This is a genomic window from Mucilaginibacter segetis (genome assembly GCF_016522075.1).
Taxonomy (GTDB): domain Bacteria; phylum Bacteroidota; class Bacteroidia; order Sphingobacteriales; family Sphingobacteriaceae; genus Mucilaginibacter; species Mucilaginibacter segetis.
On the sequence record NZ_JAEHFW010000002.1, the window covers coordinates 391,552 to 411,614 of the forward strand.

The 20,063-nt window shown below is 39.2% G+C and carries 14 protein-coding genes; 9 read left to right on the plus strand and 5 right to left on the minus strand.

The window, feature by feature from the left end; translation table 11 throughout:
- Positions 1-5: 5 nt before the first annotated feature.
- On the minus strand, positions 6-3,119 hold the full coding sequence (locus tag I5M19_RS11400; protein ID WP_200066458.1) for a SusC/RagA family TonB-linked outer membrane protein: 3,114 nt from the start codon (positions 3,117-3,119) through the stop codon (positions 6-8).
- A 183-nt stretch (positions 3,120-3,302) separates the two neighbouring features.
- Between I5M19_RS11400 and I5M19_RS11405 the strand changes: the two genes are divergently transcribed.
- From I5M19_RS11405 to I5M19_RS11415, 3 genes are all read left to right on the plus strand, one after another.
- Positions 3,303-3,638, plus strand: a complete 336-nt coding sequence (locus I5M19_RS11405) for a PadR family transcriptional regulator (protein ID WP_200066459.1) — start codon at positions 3,303-3,305, stop codon at positions 3,636-3,638.
- Positions 3,639-3,660: 22 nt separating this feature from the next.
- Positions 3,661-5,322 carry a PspC domain-containing protein gene (locus I5M19_RS11410; RefSeq protein ID WP_200066460.1) on the plus strand — a complete coding sequence of 554 codons (1,662 nt, stop codon included), beginning with the start codon at positions 3,661-3,663 and terminating at the stop codon, positions 5,320-5,322.
- 312 nt (positions 5,323-5,634) lie between these two features.
- Entirely contained in the window at positions 5,635-8,076 is a 2,442-nt protein-coding gene (locus I5M19_RS11415; RefSeq protein WP_200066461.1) for an outer membrane beta-barrel family protein, read from the plus strand.
- Positions 8,077-8,162: 86 nt separating this feature from the next.
- On the opposite strand, the gene I5M19_RS11420 is transcribed toward I5M19_RS11415, so the two are convergent.
- On the minus strand, positions 8,163-10,658 hold the full coding sequence (locus I5M19_RS11420) for a M14 family metallopeptidase (RefSeq protein WP_200066462.1): 2,496 nt from the start codon (positions 10,656-10,658) through the stop codon (positions 8,163-8,165).
- Positions 10,659-10,840: 182 nt separating this feature from the next.
- Between I5M19_RS11420 and recQ the strand changes: the two genes are divergently transcribed.
- Together recQ and I5M19_RS11430 are read left to right on the plus strand one after the other, a co-directional pair.
- The gene (gene recQ, locus I5M19_RS11425; protein WP_200066463.1) at positions 10,841-12,973 is read left to right on the plus strand and encodes a DNA helicase RecQ; all 2,133 of its coding nucleotides are present in this window, start codon (positions 10,841-10,843) and stop codon (positions 12,971-12,973) included.
- A 37-nt stretch (positions 12,974-13,010) separates the two neighbouring features.
- Positions 13,011-14,348 (plus strand): UDP-N-acetylmuramoyl-tripeptide--D-alanyl-D-alanine ligase, encoded by a 1,338-nt coding sequence (locus I5M19_RS11430; RefSeq protein WP_200066464.1) that lies wholly within the window; start codon positions 13,011-13,013, stop codon positions 14,346-14,348.
- Positions 14,349-14,360: 12 nt separating this feature from the next.
- On the opposite strand, the gene I5M19_RS11435 is transcribed toward I5M19_RS11430, so the two are convergent.
- Positions 14,361-15,503: an NAD(P)/FAD-dependent oxidoreductase gene (locus I5M19_RS11435; RefSeq protein WP_200066465.1), complete on the minus strand. Its 1,143-nt coding sequence runs from the start codon at positions 15,501-15,503 to the stop codon at positions 14,361-14,363.
- Positions 15,504-15,588: 85 nt separating this feature from the next.
- Here I5M19_RS11435 and I5M19_RS11440 point away from each other — a divergent pair, with 85 nt between their 5' ends.
- Positions 15,589-16,317: a zinc metallopeptidase gene (locus I5M19_RS11440; RefSeq protein WP_200066466.1), complete on the plus strand. Its 729-nt coding sequence runs from the start codon at positions 15,589-15,591 to the stop codon at positions 16,315-16,317.
- 315 nt (positions 16,318-16,632) lie between these two features.
- On the opposite strand, the gene apaG is transcribed toward I5M19_RS11440, so the two are convergent.
- Both apaG and dusB read right to left on the minus strand, forming a co-directional pair.
- Positions 16,633-17,019: a Co2+/Mg2+ efflux protein ApaG gene (gene apaG, locus I5M19_RS11445; RefSeq protein ID WP_200066467.1), complete on the minus strand. Its 387-nt coding sequence runs from the start codon at positions 17,017-17,019 to the stop codon at positions 16,633-16,635.
- A gap of 47 nt (positions 17,020-17,066) precedes the next feature.
- Positions 17,067-18,059 carry a tRNA dihydrouridine synthase DusB gene (gene dusB / locus I5M19_RS11450; RefSeq protein WP_200066468.1) on the minus strand — a complete coding sequence of 331 codons (993 nt, stop codon included), beginning with the start codon at positions 18,057-18,059 and terminating at the stop codon, positions 17,067-17,069.
- 44 nt (positions 18,060-18,103) lie between these two features.
- On the opposite strand from dusB, the gene I5M19_RS11455 reads away from it, so the two are divergent.
- Genes I5M19_RS11455 through I5M19_RS11465 form a run of 3 tightly spaced genes read left to right on the plus strand, consistent with a single transcriptional unit; the run spans position 18,104 to position 20,050 of the window.
- On the plus strand, positions 18,104-19,048 hold the full coding sequence (locus I5M19_RS11455) for a CPBP family intramembrane glutamic endopeptidase (protein WP_200066469.1): 945 nt from the start codon (positions 18,104-18,106) through the stop codon (positions 19,046-19,048).
- A complete protein-coding gene (locus tag I5M19_RS11460) occupies positions 19,029-19,241 on the plus strand; it encodes a putative signal transducing protein (RefSeq protein ID WP_200066470.1) in 213 nt (70 codons plus the stop codon). The genes I5M19_RS11455 and I5M19_RS11460 overlap by 20 nt, the downstream gene beginning before the upstream one ends.
- Entirely contained in the window at positions 19,238-20,050 is an 813-nt protein-coding gene (locus I5M19_RS11465; protein WP_200066471.1) for a phosphatidate cytidylyltransferase, read from the plus strand. The genes I5M19_RS11460 and I5M19_RS11465 overlap by 4 nt, the downstream gene beginning before the upstream one ends.
- Positions 20,051-20,063: the final 13 nt, after the last annotated feature.

Below are 20,063 nucleotides of genomic sequence, written 5' to 3' on the forward strand. Positions count from 1 at the left end.
TTTCATTATAATGTTATAGATAGCGTCGCTCCGAAATAACGGGTTGGCGGAGTTTGACCAAGAGTGGTAATACCAATAGCGTTACCATCAGTAAAGTTATATTCAGGGTCAGTGTAAATGTTCTGGCTCGGAGTCCATAAAAACAAGTTACGACCTTGTACACCTATAGATGCTGCCTTAATTGTGTTTTGGCTGCCTAATAAAGATTTTGGCAAGTCGTATGTAAGCGATATCTCGCGTATTTTCCATGAAGCACCATTATAGATATAGTTAGTTGCTATACCCATATTACGGTTGTTATCTGCAAAAAAGCCTGCACCACCGTCAGAAACGGTAACAGTGTTGTTTGCAACATATTCTCCGGTAGCCGCATCTAAATAAGATGAGTTAGGGAAAACAAAACGCTCACGATTGTAAGTAGTTGTTCTGATAGAAGAACCGGAGAAGTCATATCCACTGGCACCATTGTTATAAATAACAAAACCACCACGATACTCAGCTAAACCTGATAACCTTAAGCTCTTGTACCTAACTTCAGCATTCAATCCTAAACGGTGCTTAGGGTTAGTATTTCCTAATATTTTTACTGTTGGATCAGCAGAAGGATAACCGGTAATCGGGTCAACTATAACACGTCCCTGATCGTCACGTAAATAATCTACACCTTTAAGAACAGGGTATTCTTCACCTTTTATAGCGAAAACCTGTGCTGTACCACCTGTGCTCAGTTGCAATTGATCAAGGTCTTTACTAATTGACACTACCTTGTTATCATTATAAGTATAGTTAGCACCAACTGTTATTTGTAAGCCGGTTGTAGTTTTTACCGGAACTAAGGTTAATGATGTTTCAATACCTTGGTTATCAACACGACCTGTATTGGTTAAGAAACTGCTGAAACCTGTTGCGTTAGATACGCCGGTCGGTACAGTTTGGTTAGTAGTGTTAGTTTTGTAATAAGTAGCACTCGCGCTAATGCGGCTATCGAAGAAGTCAGCGTCAAAACCGGCCTCAATGCCTTTGGTGATCTCCGGTTTCAAATCTGCAGATACTAACCTGCTATCAAGCGTGTAACCAGGACCAGAGGTAAATGGATAACCCGAAGCCTGAACAAATATAGGGTTTAAAGCATATGCACCTATATTAGCCTGCCCTACCTTTGATATGGTACCACGTAATTTCAAACTATTCAACACATGGCTGTCTTTCATGAATTCCAAAACATTTGTTGGAATAAATGCGATATCAGCAGATGGGTAGAAGAATGAACGGTTTTTAGGCGCTAATACAGATAACCAGTCATTACGGCCTGTAACGTGTAAAGTTAAATAATCTTTATAACCTACTTTTAAGTCACCATAAACACCAAGTTGCCTTGTAGTGCCAAAAGACTGTCCACCGGTAACATTCGGGGTGTAACGAGCATCAACATTATATAAGTCGCTTTGTACCAAACCACTTGCAGATACTGTTTGAGCGTTAGCTACATTGTTTCTTAATGAAGCACCCGCAGTGAAATCAATTTTAAAATCTCCGAAGTTATTTAAATAATTAGCCAGGAAATCTGAAGTTAACTGAGTTGCATATGAACTACCATCAGTAACACCACCGGGGATGTCATTTGTTTTTTGACCACTTGTACCAATACTTTTAGTATATGGGGTTAATACAAATTTATTAGTAAATGATTTGTATGATTGATTACTTGTGGTAATACCTATACGACCAGTGAAACTTAATGCATCTATCGGACGATATTTTAACTCTGCTTTACCTAATAAATAATCGTTTCTTACATTTTGACGGTTATTGTCTTTAGTGTAATAAGGGTTTGCATAGTATTCATTATAATAACCGTTAGGGTTTGCAAACGGATTGTTCTGCCAGTCAGCGTAATCGGTTAAACGAACCTGACCTGGAGTTTGTAATATTTGGTCATACATGCTTCCAGTTTGCGTAGTTACATCGTACCTGTTTTGCACATAGTTAACGTTGTAGTTAGCACTTACTTTGTTGCCAAGGTCTCTTGTACCATTTACACGTATAGAAACACGATTATATTTATCACCTGGAGTAGTACCCTTTTGATCTACATATTGAGCAGCAAGGTATAAAGTTGATTTTTCGTCACCACTTGACATAGAGAAATCAGTTTGGTTAGTTACACCAGTATCCCAAAAATCATTTTTGCTGTTTGTAGCGCTGTATGGTACAGTTTGGATAGATCCATCTTCCAATGGTCTGCCTATAATACGTGGTACACCATCAAACGCAGGACCGTATTGCTGATTTTCATACGGTATATAAACTTGAATATCGTTGTTTGAACCCGAACCAAAGCCTGTTTGGTATTTAGGGTAGAAACTGATTTTCTCCAAGCTGGTAGTGTTACCCACTTTAATAACCGCTTCACCGCGTCTGCCTTTTTTAGTGGTAATGATTAACGCACCGTTTGATGCATCAGAACCGTAAAGAGCGGCAGCACCCGGGCCATTCAACACCTGGATGTCCTCGATGTCTTCAGGGTTGATATTACCTAAGATAGAGTTTGGAACGATTACGTTATCCAACACGATCAGCGCCTGGTTATTACCAAGTAATGAACGGTTACCACGTAACACCAAACGAACCTGAGGGTTAACACCGCTACTTACCGTATTTACCTGTAAACCGGCAACTTTACCAGACAAAGCAGAACCCACGTTTATTGCTTTACCTTGAGTAAGAACCTCAGGCTTTACTGTTGTAGACGCATAACCTTGTTCGCGACGTTGAACGTTCAAACCACCCGCAGAAACAACCACCTCATTTAACTGGCGGGTATCTTTAGCAAGAACAGCGTTAACAACACCATCAGATGGGATGGCGAAATCAGAGGTTTGAAAACCCAGGAAAGACACAGTAAGCGTTTTTGCATCTGCGGGCACTGTAAGTGTGAATTTACCATTGGCATCGGTTTGTGTACCGATAGTGGAATTCTTTACCTTAACTGTTACTCCGGGAATGGCCAAGCCGTCTTCCCGGGCAACTACTGTACCGGTAACTGTACGATTTTGTGCATATACCTGTGTTATGCATAACACCAGGAAACACAAACTTACTAGTAGAAGTTTTTTCATGTTTGTTAATAATAAGATCAGTTAATAGTTAATTAATCATAAAAGTAGTGTTACATTATGAATAAATCAAATATATTGAAAAAAAAAGATGCTTTTTATTAAAAATATGTTATTTAAACAAAAAATATAAAATTATAGTACTATGTATTGCATAATACAATCTTAAACATATATCTTTGTATTATGATTGTTGAAAACACCCAAACCCAAATGAGGAAAGGCATACTGGAGTATTGCATACTTTCCATAATAGCAAAGGGCGAAATATATGCATCAGATATTATATCTGAGTTAAAAAAGGCCCGGCTGCTTGTTGTTGAGGGTACCTTATACCCTTTATTAACCCGATTAAAAAACAATGGCCTGCTGGCCTATAACTGGGTGGAATCCACCTCAGGGCCGCCGCGCAAATATTATGTGCTTTCCGAAGAAGGCAAAAATGTATTAGAACAGCTTGACATTACCTGGCAGGAATTATCGTTTGCTGTGCAAACAGCTATAGGCGACAGAAAAAATTAAGCACTTCATAATTATCACCATCATGAATAAAACTATTATCATAAATATAAATGGCACTGTCTTCCATATTGAAGAGGATGCTTACGAAATACTAAAGAATTACATGACTGACGTAAAACGTCATTTCATGAACTCCGCCGATAGCCTGGAGATCACTACGGACATAGAGAACCGCATAGCCGAAATGTTCACCGAAATTTTACTTCGCGAGGGAAAACAGGTTATTGTTGAACAGGATGTGAAAAGTGTGGTTGAACAAATGGGCTCGGTTGCCGATTTTGAATCGGCTGAGGAGGACGGTAAAACGGGCTTTAGTAATAATTTTAACTACAGCGCCGAAAGCAGACGGTTATTCAGGGATCCGGATGATCGTCTGGTAGCGGGGGTGTGTTCAGGCATTGCAAATTACTTTGATATAAACCCCGTGTGGATACGATTAGCGTTCGCGCTTTCATGTGCAATTGCCGGCACAGGTATTATGGTATATATAATTTTATGGATAGTTGTACCAAAGGCGGTTACCCGCGCAGACCGCATGGCCATGAAAGGCCAAAAATTGAACCTGCAGGGATTTAAAACAAATTTTGAACAGGAGATGGGTAGTTTGCACGGTCACTTTTCGGAATTTCAAAAAGAAGCCAGGCCGTTCATATATAAAACCCGGGATTTTGCCGGAGATTTTTTTCAACATTTGGGTACTTTTTTAGGCGGAACCGGTAAAGTATTTGCCAAGCTTTTTGGTATTGCAGTATTAGTAGTATGCTTTGGTTTTATAATTGCTCTTATAGTAGGCATTATCGCTCTTTTAGCTTATGGCAATATGGGCATATATCATATATTCCCCTTTAATATTGTAAGCCATCAAATAAATACCATATTCATCATATGCGCTTTCCTGATGTTGTCAATTCCATTACTGGCGATAATTCTTACTATAATAAGCGCAGTTTTTAACAGCACCGGCATGACCCGCTCGAGCGGAACAACAATGCTAATGGTTTGGATAGTGGCCCTAAGTATGGTTATTTACTATACCGCTAAAGTTAGCGCCGACTTCAGATCCTCTGCTGGTTTTAGTCAAACTATAAACATCGCGCCCTCGGCAGATAGCACCTACCACTTAAAGTTAAATGACATCAAGTATCTAAGTGCTGCAGACAGTGTAAGGCTTAAGATAAGTGATAAGTTTAACGGTAAGATCATTCTGGATGACGATGATGATGATAACATGGATTCGCCAGGTAACATATCAATAGATATAGAAAAATCTGATGTAGCAGGTCCGGTATTAGTAGAGGCATTTAGTGCACGCGGACGCAATTATGATGACGCTTTATTTAATGCCCGTAGTGCTACCTACTTATTTACACAACAGGGTTCCGATTTAAAATTTAGCCGCCGTTTACAAAAGCCTGATGATATGTTATGGCGCGCACAGGATTTGCACCTTACACTAAAAGTGCCGTTAAACTATAAAATAGTGGTTGATGAAGATGTTGACCGCTATGTAAGGGGAGTGAGCGTTTACGATTGTAAAACTATTAATAAAAATGGGGGCGCCTCATCTGCCACGTTTATTATGACCAATAACGGCTTACAATGTAAAGTAGATACATTGGTGTTACCCCAATCCGTATTGCCCGGTAAAACAGATAGCACTACAACTGATAGTGCTGCCGAGTAATAAAACTAATTACCTATGCTATAAGCCTGTGTTTTTACGGGCTTATAGCATATAAGCTCGATTTTTTTATCCAAGGCCGGTAAAGGCAAAAAAAATAAAAATAAACTGTAACCGAAAGGGACATTATTGCATCTTATAATAAATATCGAGATACTATTAACACATAAAACTGAATCACCTATGCACAACATATATATCCTACAACTAATAAACACACCCGGCTAAACGCCACTAACAATAATTTATTTACCGGTATTAAAAAAACGAAGGATCAGCCTTCCGTGGAATTTTATTGCCTAAACTTTTTGATCAATGAAAAAACATCTATATAAAATACTTCTTCTACTTTTATTTGCGGCGGCAATAAATACGGGCACTGCTCAAACTAATCCGTCTAATAATGTTTCCGGCACTTTGCAAACGGAACAGGGAGCTATTGTTGACTATGCCACAGTTACTCTTTTAAATGCGAAAGATTCATCCGTAGTAAAAGGCACACTAACAAATGATGCCGGAATTTATTTTTTTGACCATATCAGCAATGGAAGTTACATTGTGTCGGCAACGACTTTAGGCTATAAAAAAATATATAGCTCTGCATTTATGGTTACCGGCAATACAACCGTACCTACACTAAAAATGCTGACAGATAGCCGGAACCTGCAAACTGTAAACATTGTGAGCACCAAACCTTTAATTGAACGTAAGCTTGACCGCACGGTAATGAATATTGAAAACAGTGTTTTAGCTGCCGGCAATTCGGCACTGGAAATACTGGAACGTGCCCCGGGCGTTACGGTTGATAAGGATGACAACATAAGCTTGAAAGGCAAGCAGGGCGTAACAGTGATGATAAACGACAAATTAACATACATGTCATCAGCTCAGTTGGCTTCTTATTTACGCTCAACAGACGGATCTACCATTCAGTCTATCGAGATCATTACCAACCCGTCTGCAAAGTATGATGCTTCCGGAAATTCTGGTATTATTAATATTAAGCTAAAAAAGAACAGACAAACCGGTACAAACGGCAGCCTAACCGCCGGGGCAGCTTACGGACAAAACTTCAGAGATAATACAAGCCTTACATTAAACCATAAACAAGGGAATTTGAACTTATTTGGTACGTTTAGCCGGGGAGATCAAAAACGAAAAAACATTCTGGATATTGATCGTGTAATTGACAGTGCTTCAACGTTGACTTATTTTAAGCAGCGCACTATTATGTTGAACGAGGTACATTATAATAATTACCGTTTTGGCGCTGATTATAATACATCAGACAAAAATACCCTTGGTTTCGTAGTTAACGGTGATTTCACTAATGAGTACAGTAATAACACTAACACTACACACCTCGGCCTTACTCCTGCTGTCACCGACTCCTATCAAAACACGCTTACCTATATCAAACAAACCTATCGTAACTTTGCTGCCAACCTTAATGATAAGGTACAAATAGACACTAACGGACAGGAGTTAAGCATTGATCTGGATTATTCTATTTTTCATAACAACTCTAATGCTAAGTATGACACCTACTTTTTTCTCCCTGATGGCAGCTCACAGATGGATCCCTTATATATACGTAACCAAACGCCATCAGTTATTACCATATATACCCAAAAGGCCGATTATACTTACCCCTTCAGCAAGAACCTTAAATTAGAAACGGGTATTAAATTAAGTTCTGTAAAAACTGATAATGATCTACAAGCTCAAGTTAATAATGGTAATGTTTTTATAAATGACACCACTCGGACTAACCGTTTCATATATGACGAAAAAGTAAGTGCCGGTTACATCAGCCTGAGTAAAAGTTACAAAAAAACCTCTGTACAAGCCGGGTTACGTGCTGAACGTACCGCATCAACCGGAAACTTGGTGACTAAGAATCAAATGGTTAAGCGTCATTACCTTGATTTCTTTCCCAGTTTATTTATTAATCATGAATTCAGCGACAAGCATGAGTTGAGCTTTAGCTACAGCCGCAGGATAGACAGGCCAGGATATGATAATCTTAACCCTTTCAGGTACTATCTTGATCAATATACTTACGAACAGGGCAACCCTTTCTTAAAGCCGCAATACACCAATTCGTTTGAACTAAGTTACACTTATAATAAAACCATTAATATAACAGCAGGATATAGCCGAACCACGGATGTAAATACGCAGATAATATTAACTGATACTATTAATAAGGCTAATTATCAAACTAACGTTAACCTGCAAACACAAAACTCCTATAATATTAATATAAACTCCCCGTTCACGATAGCCAAATGGTGGACAGGGAACATTAATGCCACCGGCTTTTATCAGGGCTTTAAATCCGATTCGCTATTAGGAGGTAAATTAAATAACGGGCAGGCTGCTTTTCAAGGACGATTAACACAAACCTTTTTGTTCGCGAAAAGCTTTAAAGCCGAAGTTACCGGCAATTATCAGTCGGCCTTAACTTATGGCATATTTAATATCAAGCCCCAGTATTCTGTTGATGCAGGCGTGAGTCATTCCTTTGCTGATAAAAAGATGAATGTGAAATTCGCAGTAACTGACATTTTTAATACACGCAGAAACAGCGTTAGCAGTCACTACCAAAGCGTAAATCTGGAAGTAAGGCAGAAAAATGAAACACGTTTGGCCCGGCTTACCTTTACTTACAATTTTGGTAACAGCAAAATTAAGGTTCGCCAACACCAAACCGGAGCAGACGAGGAAAAACAACGGGTTAAGGGCGGAAACTAAATACTTGTTTAAATCCATAGAAATAAACAAGGCGGCGCATGTATCTATGCGCCGCCTTGTTTATTTAGTAAGTTAGTGCTGTATTGTTATTGCCCTACCATAAACACTGCATTGCTAAACAGCAATTTACCGTTTTCCCAAAAGCTGCGGAAAAGAGGATCATCAGCCATATAAATAACTGAACCCCGGCCCATGGGCTCTACTCCAAACAACATGCCATCTGTTACGTTTTGTTTTGCTTTAACACCAACAAAACCAGCAACAAGAGCATTATTTTTTACAGTTCCCACACTCCAGCCTTCATCGCCTAAAAGTTCATAAATATCATCATTCAATTTTAATGAATAATAATAATCGGGGTAGCCAAAGCCCAGCGGATGTGTATTGTCAAGATTTACCTTATATATAGCACCGGGCATGGATGAACTCAAATAATCAGCGTCACGGTCTGCGTATAGCTTTACTTCGGTTGATGATTCTTTACTATCTTTTTTATCTTCTTTAGTCTTTAACGAAAATCCTTTTTTACCGGCCAAAGTAGCTGCGGCATTTTCAAGCGCTATCAGTCTGCCTCCGTTTTTTATCCATTCTTGGATCTTGTCGGACGGAAAATCCGAATATCTTCCATCCGGAAATATAATCACATCATAATCATCAAGTTTGGCACGGATAATATTCTGATACCTTATTAAGGTAATAGGATAATCAATTTGCTTTTCAAATAAATGCCATACCTCGCCCATCGCTTCTGAATTTACACCATCGCCGGCTATTAATAAAACTTTGGGTGGATGAATAACCCTTACAGCATCAGATCCTAAATCTCGTCCCTTATCTACAAATCCGGAGGTAAGTATAGTAAGCTCGTGGCCCATATCTGCAGCCGTTTGTGTAACTACCTTATCGAAATCATCGCGGTTGTTACCTGTACGGGTTATCAGCAACGATCCCGCCATAAACCTTTTGCCACCCTCCTCAAACGGTTTTTCTGAGTAGCGCACTTTTATTCCTTTTTGTATAAGCGCTCCCAGAAATTTTACATCATTTACAGACTGCCAGGCCGATACATACGCATATGCGTGAGTATTAGTCAATGGTTGTGGTTTTGGCTCATTCCAGCTTGTATTTGTCGGTTTTATAGACTCTTTTAAGCCATATGCTTTTAACCCAAACGCGTAGGGTAACGACCAGGCAGTAATATCGTATGTAGCCGAATCGGCTAAATAGGTTTTAGGCTCAAGTAACACATCCAATAATACCGCCTTAGGCTGATGGGCATTTATAATCAAGTCATTGGGACCGGGTGTATATTGCTCGGTTTTACCTGTAAAATAATTGAACCCTGTTACGCTCTTGTCTGCCACACCAAAGCCGTACTTAATCAAATTTCTGTCGAGCAAGGTTGTTAGGGCTTTTATTTGGGATGCGTTATCGTTTTTTATCACATACGTTTTATATTCACCCGGCGGGTTAGCACGACTATTATCATAAAACTTTTTAAATTCACTAAGCGCTTTAGTAGCATTGGCAGAAACCGCTTCGATGGTACTTAAACCAGTTGCATGGTGATGTGCTATACGGTCAACAAGTGTTAAGGTATCGCCGCTTCGGGTAACAACTGCCAGCCCTCCTCCTATTCCGCCTTGTTCATAGGTCATACCTATTGAGCCATTGTATAAAGGATAGGTGTCGCCATACGACGGATAAAGCAGGTCAAATTCTTGTTTGGTAAAATACATCCAGTCATTCTGATCAAAATATTTAGCATTATTTTTACCGATTATTACCTGAAAATCGCGCTGCCATTGCGTTATAACTTTATGGTAAGGTTCCGCAGCGGGGGCAAAGTAATATGGGGCGTTTACGCCTTGTTCATGGTAATCTACATGTACTTCAGGTAGCCATTGGTTAAACAAAGCCACACGTTGCTGAGTTTCCTTTTGCTGCTGCCATGCCCAGTCGCGGTTAAGATCAAAATAGTAATGATTCACCCGACCTCCCGGCCAGGGTTCGGCATGTTCTCGCGCGGCGGGTGTGGCATCAGCCTGCTCACCTTTAACGGAATTATAAAAATTCACATATCGGTCGCGTCCATCGGGATTAAGACATGGGTCAATAACAACTAGAGTGTTTTTTAACCATGCTTTGGTTTGGGTATTTGAGGGGTCAGCCAAGTCATATAAAGTCCACATGGCAGCCTCGCTTGATGCGGGTTCATTTCCGTGCACATTGTAACTAAACCATAGAATAACCGGCATATTATTTATAGCAGGAGCATCAGGCTCAATTCCGGCAAGTTTTAAATTATTGTGGCGTATCTCTTCTAATCGGTTAATGTTATCATCCGAGGCGATAAACATGGCTAATAAAGGTCTCCCCTCATTAGTTGTGCCGTACTGTTGTAATTTCACATTTTTTGAAACCTGTGCTATGTATTTAAAATATTCGACTATACGGAAATGCGGTGTAAATTGCTCACCGAGTTCATACCCTAAGAATTGGCTTGGCGATTGTATATTTTGTGCAAAAGCGGCCAACACCATAATAACAGCAAATACGCTGAAAAGTAGTTTTTTTATCATGACATTAACAGATATTCTAGTATAAAGCTAATCTAAAATAAAATCAATGTATTTTGGCTAATTTGATAAAATTGATAGACGCAGAGCTTAGCCATTCACATTTAGAAAATATTTTGTTTACATAAATAATCATTTTATGGCAAATACGCTTTAAAACAAAATCCGCACATTTGTAACTACGAATGACACCATCACAAGCACTCCACACATATTTCGGATACACTCAGTTCAGGCATCAGCAGGAAGAAATAATTAAGCATGTACTAAATAAAAATGATGTTTTGGTGTTGATGCCCACCGGCGGCGGCAAATCTCTATGCTATCAGCTACCTGCCATTATGTTAAACGGACTTACCATAGTAATATCGCCGTTAATAGCTTTAATGAAAGATCAGGTGGACAGCATGAATCTTTCGGGTATACCCTCTGCCTATCTTAACTCTTCGCAAAGCCAGGAAGAACAGTATGACGTAACCCTGCAATTAAAACATAATCAACTCAGGTTATTATACATCGCCCCGGAACGCTTATTTAGTGCAGAAAGCACTCTGATGAATTTTTTACAAACGTTAAATGTGGTGCAGATTGCCATTGATGAAGCACATTGCATATCGCAATGGGGGCATGATTTCAGGCCGGAATATTTAATGCTGGCGCAGTTGAAAACACGGTTTCCAAGCGTTCCTGTTATTGCACTTACTGCAACAGCAGATAAGCTAACGCAAAAAGATATACTGGATAAATTAGAACTTAATAAACCAGCTGTTTTTATATCTTCCTTTAACAGAGCAAATATTACCTATCGTGTTCATCCTAAAAAAAACAGCTTAAATCAATTGCTTGCTTTTTTAAACAACCGCAAAGACGACTCGGGTATTATTTATTGTTTGTCCCGAAGATCGACTGAAACATTAGCTGCTACCCTTAAAGATGAGGGCTTTTACGCTGAGGCATATCATGCCGGTCTTAGCAACGAAATTAAAGCGCGCAACCAGGAAGCCTTTTTGCGCGATGAGGTTAAAATAATTGTAGCCACGATAGCCTTTGGTATGGGCATAAATAAATCAAATGTAAGGTATGTGGTACATGTAGACCTGCCGAAGAATATTGAAGGATATTATCAGGAAACAGGAAGGGCAGGCCGCGATGGGCTCCCCTCAGATGCATTGCTGTTATTCTCGCCTGGAGATGCTATCAAACTGAAGAGTTTTGCGACTGTTGATAATAACCAGCAGCAAAGTGCAATTATGCTTAAAAAGTTGGATGACATGGTGAATTACTGCCAACTGCATGCTTGTCGTCGTCAGTTTCTGATGCATTATTTTGACGAACCCTTTCCTGATAATTGCGGATCATGCGATTTCTGCCTCAGCGAATTCGTAAAGTTTGACGGAACACTTATTGCTCAAAAAGTACTTTCAGCAGTTGTGCGCTTAAACGAGCGCTTCGGCAGTAATTATGTTATAGATTTTTTACGCGGATCTAAAAGTGAAAAAATACGACCGGAGCATAAGCTAATTAAAACCTATGGCGCTGGCGCGGATATAACCCGCGCCGACTGGCAACGTTACCTGCGTGAATTGATTTCCCGGGGCTATTTATTGCTTACCGAAGATGCTTACCCGGTATTAAAACTGACCGCGCTTAGCGGTCCGGTATTAAGGGGAGAAAAAACTGTAGAACTTATTGCATCGCAACAGGTAGAAGAGCAAACTCCGCAACCACTTGATTTTGAAGCTGAATTATTGAGCGACCTGCGTAAGAAACGCCTGGAGATAGCACAGCAGGAAAACCTACCCCCACATATTATTTTGTCTGATGCTTCTTTACTGGAAATGGCTACGTATTTGCCGCAAGGTTTAGATGAGTTACGATTAATATCGGGCTTTGGCGATATTAAACTGGCAAGGTACGGAAGAGAGTTCACCAGTGTTATCAACTTATATTGCTATGCAAAAGGTTTAATATCCAGAGTGAGTAAGAAGGTGAAAAAGCGCGAAAAAAAGCCCCGCAAGCAAATAACATCTGATACCTACAAAAACACGCTTGAACTTTACAGAAAGGGAAAAAACGTTACAGAGATAGCTGCAGAACGCGGATTATCACCCACAACTATTGAAGGGCATTTAAGTACATTTGTACAAAGCGGTGAACTCGACGTGCTGGAATTTGTTGACGAAAGTAAAATTCCAGCCATTAAGGAAGCCGCTGAAAGTTACGGATACGAGAGGCTCGCGCCGATAAAAGAAGTATTAGGTGATAATTTTACGTATGGTGAAATTAAGGCAGTAATAGCCTGGATGAACAGAAAATAAAATAAATACATTAACATAACAATGCTTATCGCTGATAATGAATACCATTGAACATATCTACTCGCTGTATCTTAAGCATCCTGATATTTGCACCGATACCCGAAAAATAACACGCAATTGTTTGTTTTTTGCTTTAAAAGGCGAAAATTTTGATGCTAATACTTTTGCTAAACAAGCTATTGAGCAGGGGGCGGCTTACACTATTGTGGATAACCCTGCATTTGCCGAAGACAAACGTTATATATTGGTAGATGATGTATTAACCGCTTTGCAAAAGCTGGCAATATACCACCGCCGGCAATTAAATATACCGGTAATAGGTTTAACCGGCACCAATGGAAAAACCACCACTAAAGAACTTATAAACGCTGTACTCTCTCAAAGTTTTAACACACTTGCTACACAAGGAAATTTAAATAACCACATTGGTGTCCCTTTAACTATTCTAAAAATTAACAATGGGCATCAAATGGCAGTGATAGAGATGGGTGCCAATCATCAGCATGAAATTGAACTGTTATGTACAATTGCACAACCTACTCACGGCTTAATAACCAATGTAGGTAAAGCTCACTTAGAAGGCTTTGGAGGGGTTGAAGGTGTAAAAAAGGGAAAGGGTGAACTGTATGATTACTTAAGTAAGGCCGGAGATGAAAGAGTTGCATTTATTAATGCAGATGATAATACTTTAGCAGAGATGCAGCAGCAACGTAAGCTGGCTAATATTGTTTACTACGGTAAAAGTAATGATCCGAAGAACTTAATTAATGGTAAACTACTGGAAAACTCCCCTTTACTTAAACTGGTTTGGAACGCTAATCATACTGAAACAGACACGCATGAGGTAGCTACGCAACTTACGGGTACCTATAATCTGGATAATATACTTGCCGCAATCTGTATAGGTTGTTATTTTAAAATAAGTCCGGAAGCTATAAATAAAGGTATTGCGGATTATCAGCCTAAAAACAACCGCTCGCAAATAACGCATACGGCAACCAATACACTTATCTGCGATTATTATAATGCCAACCCAAGCAGTATGGCAGTAGCAATTGAAAATCTGGATAAAATTTACGCTGATAAAAAAATATTAATACTTGGTGATATGTTTGAAATGGGTAGCGAGGCGGCCATTGAACATGTTAACATTATAGAAAAGGCCTTTCAGGCTAATGTTGATGAACGCATATTTATAGGAAAAGCGTTTGAAAGCGTGAGATATACTATTAAAGGCGAGGGAAAAGAAGCACAATTTTATGCTACTGCTGAAGATGCCATAACCGCTTTAAAAGCAAGACCTGTAATGAATGCTACCATTCTTATAAAAGGATCACGCGGAATGGCACTGGAAAAATTGGTAGAACTATTTTAAGCCAGCCACTAATTAACTCATTGCCAGTTCGGCTACTTCTTCACCAATAAGGCTACCCATAGCTATACCCATACCGTTACAGCGCACTGCGCAAAATATATTGGGCTCAACCTGTTTTACTATTGGGTTTATATTTTCTCCAAAGCCCATTATGCCACTCCACCAATAATCAATTTCTGCATTTTGGCCTGGCAATATTATATCATTTAAATATTGTGTTAATTTTTCTTTTACTACAGCGGTGTTGCAAAATTCATGGGTGGCTTCTGCTTCAAAATCAATATTTCGTCCGCCGCCAAATAACACTCGGTTTTCAATATTACGGAAATAGTAATACCCTTCGTTAAAATGATAAGTTCCTTTGATTTTTATGCCGGTTATAGGCTTAGTTACCAGCACCTGGCCCCGGCCAGGGCTAACTTCCAAATCTGGATACAATTGAGCCGCAAACGCATTGGTCGCCAGTATTACCTTATTTGTTTTAAACATGCCCTGTGTTGTTTCTATATGAACATACCTCCCTTCAGAAGCAATGGAAATCACCCCACAGTTATTTAAGACCTGAACTTCATTCTTAAGTACCTTATACAACAATGTACGCATCATTAGCCCGGTATGTATTTGTCCCTCAAATGGGTTGTATAGCATATTGCTAACTCCTGCAAAACCAAATTCGGTAATTTTAGCATTGGCTACTGAATAAATGTCATGCCCGGTAATGGCGGTACCTAATAAATCATTTAACTTTTTTAAATGGCTTATACATTCCTCTGCTTTATCTTCTTCTCCATCCATAAAAAGCTCGTAACCACCGTGCTGGCGGTAACCTATGTTATTATCCCCTAAATTATTCCTTAGCCTTTGCAAGCCGTTCCATTTATATTTAGCGAGATGTAAAACATCATCCGCGTTAGCTTTATTTAATAATCCCAGTTGCTCTGAAACTGTACCAAAACAAGCAAAACCTGCATTTTTTGTACTTGCTCCGCTTGGCAAAAAACCCCGCTCCAATACCAAAACCTTTAACCTTGGGTGATGTTTTTTTAAATGTAATGCAGCACTAAGGCCCACTAAACCACTCCCGATAATTATTACATCATTATCATCAATAAATGCGGTGCGCTCCCAATACGAAAATGAAGAGGTTGAATTCATTTATAATTTTTTTAAGACAAATATTGTTAGTAATTTAAATCGGAATACTTTTTGAACCACCGGCATTTATTAAATAACTTTTGATATGGAACATCTGACGTTGATAACCGCATTTATTTCTTATAATTCGGCTTTACTATTGATGATTGTTATAGCTATTGCCAGTTTTATAGTTCAGTGGCGGTTTAAGAGCAAATTTAAACAATATTCAGAGATAGCGTTGACATCCGGACTATCCGGCAGAGATGTTGCTGAAAAAATGCTGCTTGACAGTGGTATATATGATGTGAAAGTGATCTCAGTAGAAGGACAACTCACAGACCATTATAATCCGGAGACCCGAACCGTTAATCTGAGCCCTGATGTTTATAACAGCCGCAGCGTAGCTGCTGCAGCGGTAGCAGCACATGAATGCGGTCATGCGGTTCAGCATGCTAAAGCATATAGCTGGTTAAGTTTACGATCAACCCTCGTACCTGTAGTTAGCGCAGCGTCTACTTTAACACAGTGGACCTTGATGATAGGTATAATGCTGTTAATATTTATGCACAATCCTGTAGTATTAGCTATAGGCGTTGGCGCACTGGCCCTTATAACCCTTTTTAGTTTTGTTACCTTACCTGTGGAATTTGATGCCAGCCGCAGGGCACTGGCGTGGTTAAATAATAATTATACCATAATGCAAACGCGTGAAGAACACGAGCAGGCTAAGAATGCTCTTTGGTGGGCTGCAATGACCTATGTTGTAGCGGCTTTGAGTGCACTGGCAGCATTGCTTTATTATGCGTCGTTTTTATTCAACAGACGCGATTAAATTTTAGAAGTTGATAACAAACACACGCCTTTTTGCCTTTATGTTAATAAAATGCGTTTTTAGCCTGTAATTTTTTTAATAATATCACTTTAGTTAAAAAAACTGGTATAAATTTTCATTTTAGTAAAACCTTAATGTACATATATACGTATTAATGTATAACCAAAATAACCTAATACGGGAGTATATGATTACGTTAATAAACTACTTAATAGTAGCTGCTCTAATAGTTTTCCTTATCAGTTTTATTATTAGCTGTACAAAGCAAAATCTATCCTGATTTTAACTGCACTATAAATAATAATCTGCTTAAACTTAGTTATACCTGTACGGAGCGATCAGGTAAAATTCGGGGATTTGTACTTTAAAGGTTGCGTTATCCAAAAGGCGCTGCATTTGGTATTCGCCTTTCATGCTACCCATATCTGTTTTAAGGTTACAGCCGGATATATATTCATGGGAGCTACCAGGTTCAATTACCGGTTGTAAACCTACTACACCTTCGCCCTCCACCTCACGTTTTGCTCCATTAGAGTCAAAAATATACCAATGGCGGCTCATTAACCTTACCGCATAATTACCCAGGTTCTCTATATTTACCCTGTAGGCAAACATAAAATGGTCATTAGCCGGGTTAGAATATTCGGGCTGATAAATTGTTTCAACTGAAACTTTAACGCCTTCAGTTATAGTGGTAGCCATTATTAATAAGTATCTTTTTTCTCAAATATAAATTTTCAAATCAAATATTACGCCATTTCAATGGCATATTTTTCGTTAACCTGATCTAAAATCTCCATTACTTCCTCAATTGTACCAGCAGTAACTAATCGCATTCGGTGTTCCTTAAAGTTTTCAACCCCTTTAAAATAATTAGAGTAATGCCGGCGCATTTCAAAAATACCGGTACGCAGGCCTTTCCATTCAATTGATTTTTCGAGATGAGTTTTGCAGACCTCAACCCTTTCAGCAATGGTAGGCTTTTCCAGAAATTCACCTGTTTTAAAATAATGTTTAATCTCGCGGAATATCCAGGGATAGCCAATTGCCGCCCTGCCTATCATCATACCGTCAACTCCATATTCCATACGCCAGTTGGCTGCTTTTTCCGGGGAATCAATATCACCATTACCAAATATCGGAATCTTTATGCGAGGGTTCTTTTTAATATCACGTATCAGTGTCCAATCGGCAACGCCTTTATACATTTGCGAACGGGTGCGGCCATGTATGGTAAGCGCCTTTATGCCTATATCCTGAAGACGTTCTGCAACTTCATAAACATTTTTAGTGTTATCATCCCAGCCGAGTCGGGTTTTAACGGTTACCGGCAAATGCGTTGCTTCAATAACAGCCTTTGTCATGGCCACCATCCTATCAATATCTTGCAGCAAGCTTGCCCCTGCACCGCGACAAGCCACCTGCTTAACCGGGCAGCCGTAATTAATATCCATCAGATCGGGGTTAGCCAGTGTGGCAATTTCAGTAGCTTCGCGCATATGCTCAATATCGCTGCCAAATATCTGAATGCCAATAGGGCGCTCATATTCAAAAATATCCAGTTTCTTACGGCTCTTGGCTGCATCACGGATCAACCCTTCTGATGAGATAAACTCCGTGTACATCATATCCGCCCCGTTTTTTTTGCATACGTAACGGAATGGCGGATCGCTTACATCCTCCATCGGGGCCAATAAAAGTGGGAATTCCCCTAAATCAATATTTCCTATTTGTACCGACATGGCTTATCTTTAAGCCCTGCAAAAATACGAATATTTAAAGTAATATGGTAAAAAGCCCTATAAATCAAATATCTCCTGCATTACAGTTCCTGATATTAGTAGCCATAACCATAGGCACTATATTAATCGGTAATTTAATCGGTGTAGGTATAATCTCGGCAAAATATGGGCTTAACGTCTTATTTGACATTACTAATTTAAACTTTACAGCACCGGGTGTTACCCAGGCTTTGTGGATATTACAAATAATAGGAACCACGCTTCCGCTTTTCTTAGCCCCTGTATTTTTTTCCTGGGTGATTGTAAAAGAGCCTTACGCTTATTTGAAACCCCGTACTAAGTTTCCGTTAATGCTATTGATAGTGGCATTTTTTGTAATGATGGTTTCTTCGCCATTAATTGAATTTTTGAGCAATATCAATCAGCGAATGGTATTGCCCCATTTTTTAGGTGGTGTTGAACATTGGATGAAACAAAGCGAAGAAAGCGCACAAAAAGTAACTGTTGCCATATTGCAAATGCATTCCGTTTGGGATGCAATAAAAAGTGTACTACTTGTTGGCTTACTTACAGCAATTGCCGAAGAGTTTTTGTTTAGAGGAGCAATGCAAACTATCATAAAACGCTGGACAAACAATGCACATGCTGCGGTTTGGATAACAGCGATTTTGTTTAGTGCCTTTCATATGGAGTTTTATGGCTTTTTACCGCGCTTGCTTTTAGGAGCGCTATTTGGCTACTTTGTTGTTTGGAGCGGGAGTATATGGCCCGCAGTATGGGGGCATTTTTTAAATAACGGTACCGCGGTAGTAGTAACTTACCTTTATCAGCAAAAAAAAATAAGCCTCAATCCTGACGATACACATACATTTAATTACGCAAGCTATGCTGTTAGCTTTATAATTGTTATAATTTTGCTGTTGGTTTACAAAAATATTGCACCGGTTAAAAAACAATCTGCAGATTTTAATGGAGAAGAACTGGGTTAAAATTTTTACGTCATCCAATTTTTACCAATCAGAAATTGTTAAACAGGTGCTAATTGGCCATCATATTGATGCTGTTTTGTTAAACAGGCAGGCTTCATCACATCAGGCCTTTGGCGAAATTGAAGTGTACATACACCAGGAAGATTTTAGCCAGGCCATTGAAATAATGATACTGAACCAAATAAATTTATGAAGACACGCGCCATAACGGGCCTTTTTTTTATCATCGTAATGCTGGCCTCGGTTCTTTTGGGGCACTATCCTTTCGGAGCTTTTTACCTGCTGCTAAGCCTGCTTTGCCTTTACGAATTTTACGGATTAAATATAAAAAGCAATATACTACCTAACCGTGTTGCGGGCTTTGTCAACGCAGCATTTATTTATATCATTTTTGCTCTTATAACCTATCAGGATAATCCCGGTTTACACAAAATACTACTTTTATTAACCCTAACCATCAGCGCAATTTTTATACAGGAGCTTTTTAAATTCTCTGTATCTCCGTTCACAAATATTGCCTACACCCTGGGGGGCCTGGTGTTTATTACTATACCGTTCTCGTTCTTCCATGCATTGGCATACTTAAAAGGCCCGTTTAATTTTCATTTCCCTTTAGCATTTTTGTTAATGCTTTGGGCAAATGATACCGGCGCGTACCTGGTAGGGATGGCTATTGGTCGTACTAAATTATTTGAACGGCATTCGCCTAAAAAAACATGGGAAGGCTTTATTGGTGGTGTACTGATAAGTGCGCTGGTTGGATTTATTATCAGCATATACTTTAAAGATCTGAAATGGAATCACTGGGTATCTGTAGCTATAATTATAGCGTGCTTTGGCACGCTTGGCGATCTGATAGAAAGTATGTTTAAACGCAGTATTAATGTAAAAGATTCCGGCGACCTATTACCAGGGCACGGCGGGTTACTTGACAGATTTGATGGATTTTTATTAGCGGCACCAATTGTTTATACTTACCTATACTTTATTATAAATACGTAATTTTGTTATAAAT

What these genes read in the sequence shown, in the direction of transcription:
- I5M19_RS11400 (WP_200066458.1), bottom strand. Translation starts at nt 3,119, where the DNA reads ATGAAAAAACTTCTACTAGTAAGTTTGTGTTTCCTGGTGTTATGCATA.
- I5M19_RS11440 (WP_200066466.1), top strand. Translation starts at nt 15,589, where the DNA reads ATGGAACATCTGACGTTGATAACCGCATTTATTTCTTATAATTCGGCT.
- I5M19_RS11465 (WP_200066471.1), top strand. Translation starts at nt 19,238, where the DNA reads ATGAAGACACGCGCCATAACGGGCCTTTTTTTTATCATCGTAATGCTG.
- recQ (WP_200066463.1), top strand. Translation starts at nt 10,841, where the DNA reads ATGACACCATCACAAGCACTCCACACATATTTCGGATACACTCAGTTC.
- I5M19_RS11420 (WP_200066462.1), bottom strand. Translation starts at nt 10,658, where the DNA reads ATGATAAAAAAACTACTTTTCAGCGTATTTGCTGTTATTATGGTGTTG.
- I5M19_RS11405 (WP_200066459.1), top strand. Translation starts at nt 3,303, where the DNA reads ATGATTGTTGAAAACACCCAAACCCAAATGAGGAAAGGCATACTGGAG.
- I5M19_RS11415 (WP_200066461.1), top strand. Translation starts at nt 5,635, where the DNA reads ATGAAAAAACATCTATATAAAATACTTCTTCTACTTTTATTTGCGGCG.
- apaG (WP_200066467.1), bottom strand. Translation starts at nt 17,019, where the DNA reads ATGGCTACCACTATAACTGAAGGCGTTAAAGTTTCAGTTGAAACAATT.
- dusB (WP_200066468.1), bottom strand. Translation starts at nt 18,059, where the DNA reads ATGTCGGTACAAATAGGAAATATTGATTTAGGGGAATTCCCACTTTTA.
- I5M19_RS11430 (WP_200066464.1), top strand. Translation starts at nt 13,011, where the DNA reads ATGAATACCATTGAACATATCTACTCGCTGTATCTTAAGCATCCTGAT.
- I5M19_RS11455 (WP_200066469.1), top strand. Translation starts at nt 18,104, where the DNA reads ATGGTAAAAAGCCCTATAAATCAAATATCTCCTGCATTACAGTTCCTG.
- I5M19_RS11410 (WP_200066460.1), top strand. Translation starts at nt 3,661, where the DNA reads ATGAATAAAACTATTATCATAAATATAAATGGCACTGTCTTCCATATT.
- I5M19_RS11435 (WP_200066465.1), bottom strand. Translation starts at nt 15,503, where the DNA reads ATGAATTCAACCTCTTCATTTTCGTATTGGGAGCGCACCGCATTTATT.
- I5M19_RS11460 (WP_200066470.1), top strand. Translation starts at nt 19,029, where the DNA reads ATGGAGAAGAACTGGGTTAAAATTTTTACGTCATCCAATTTTTACCAA.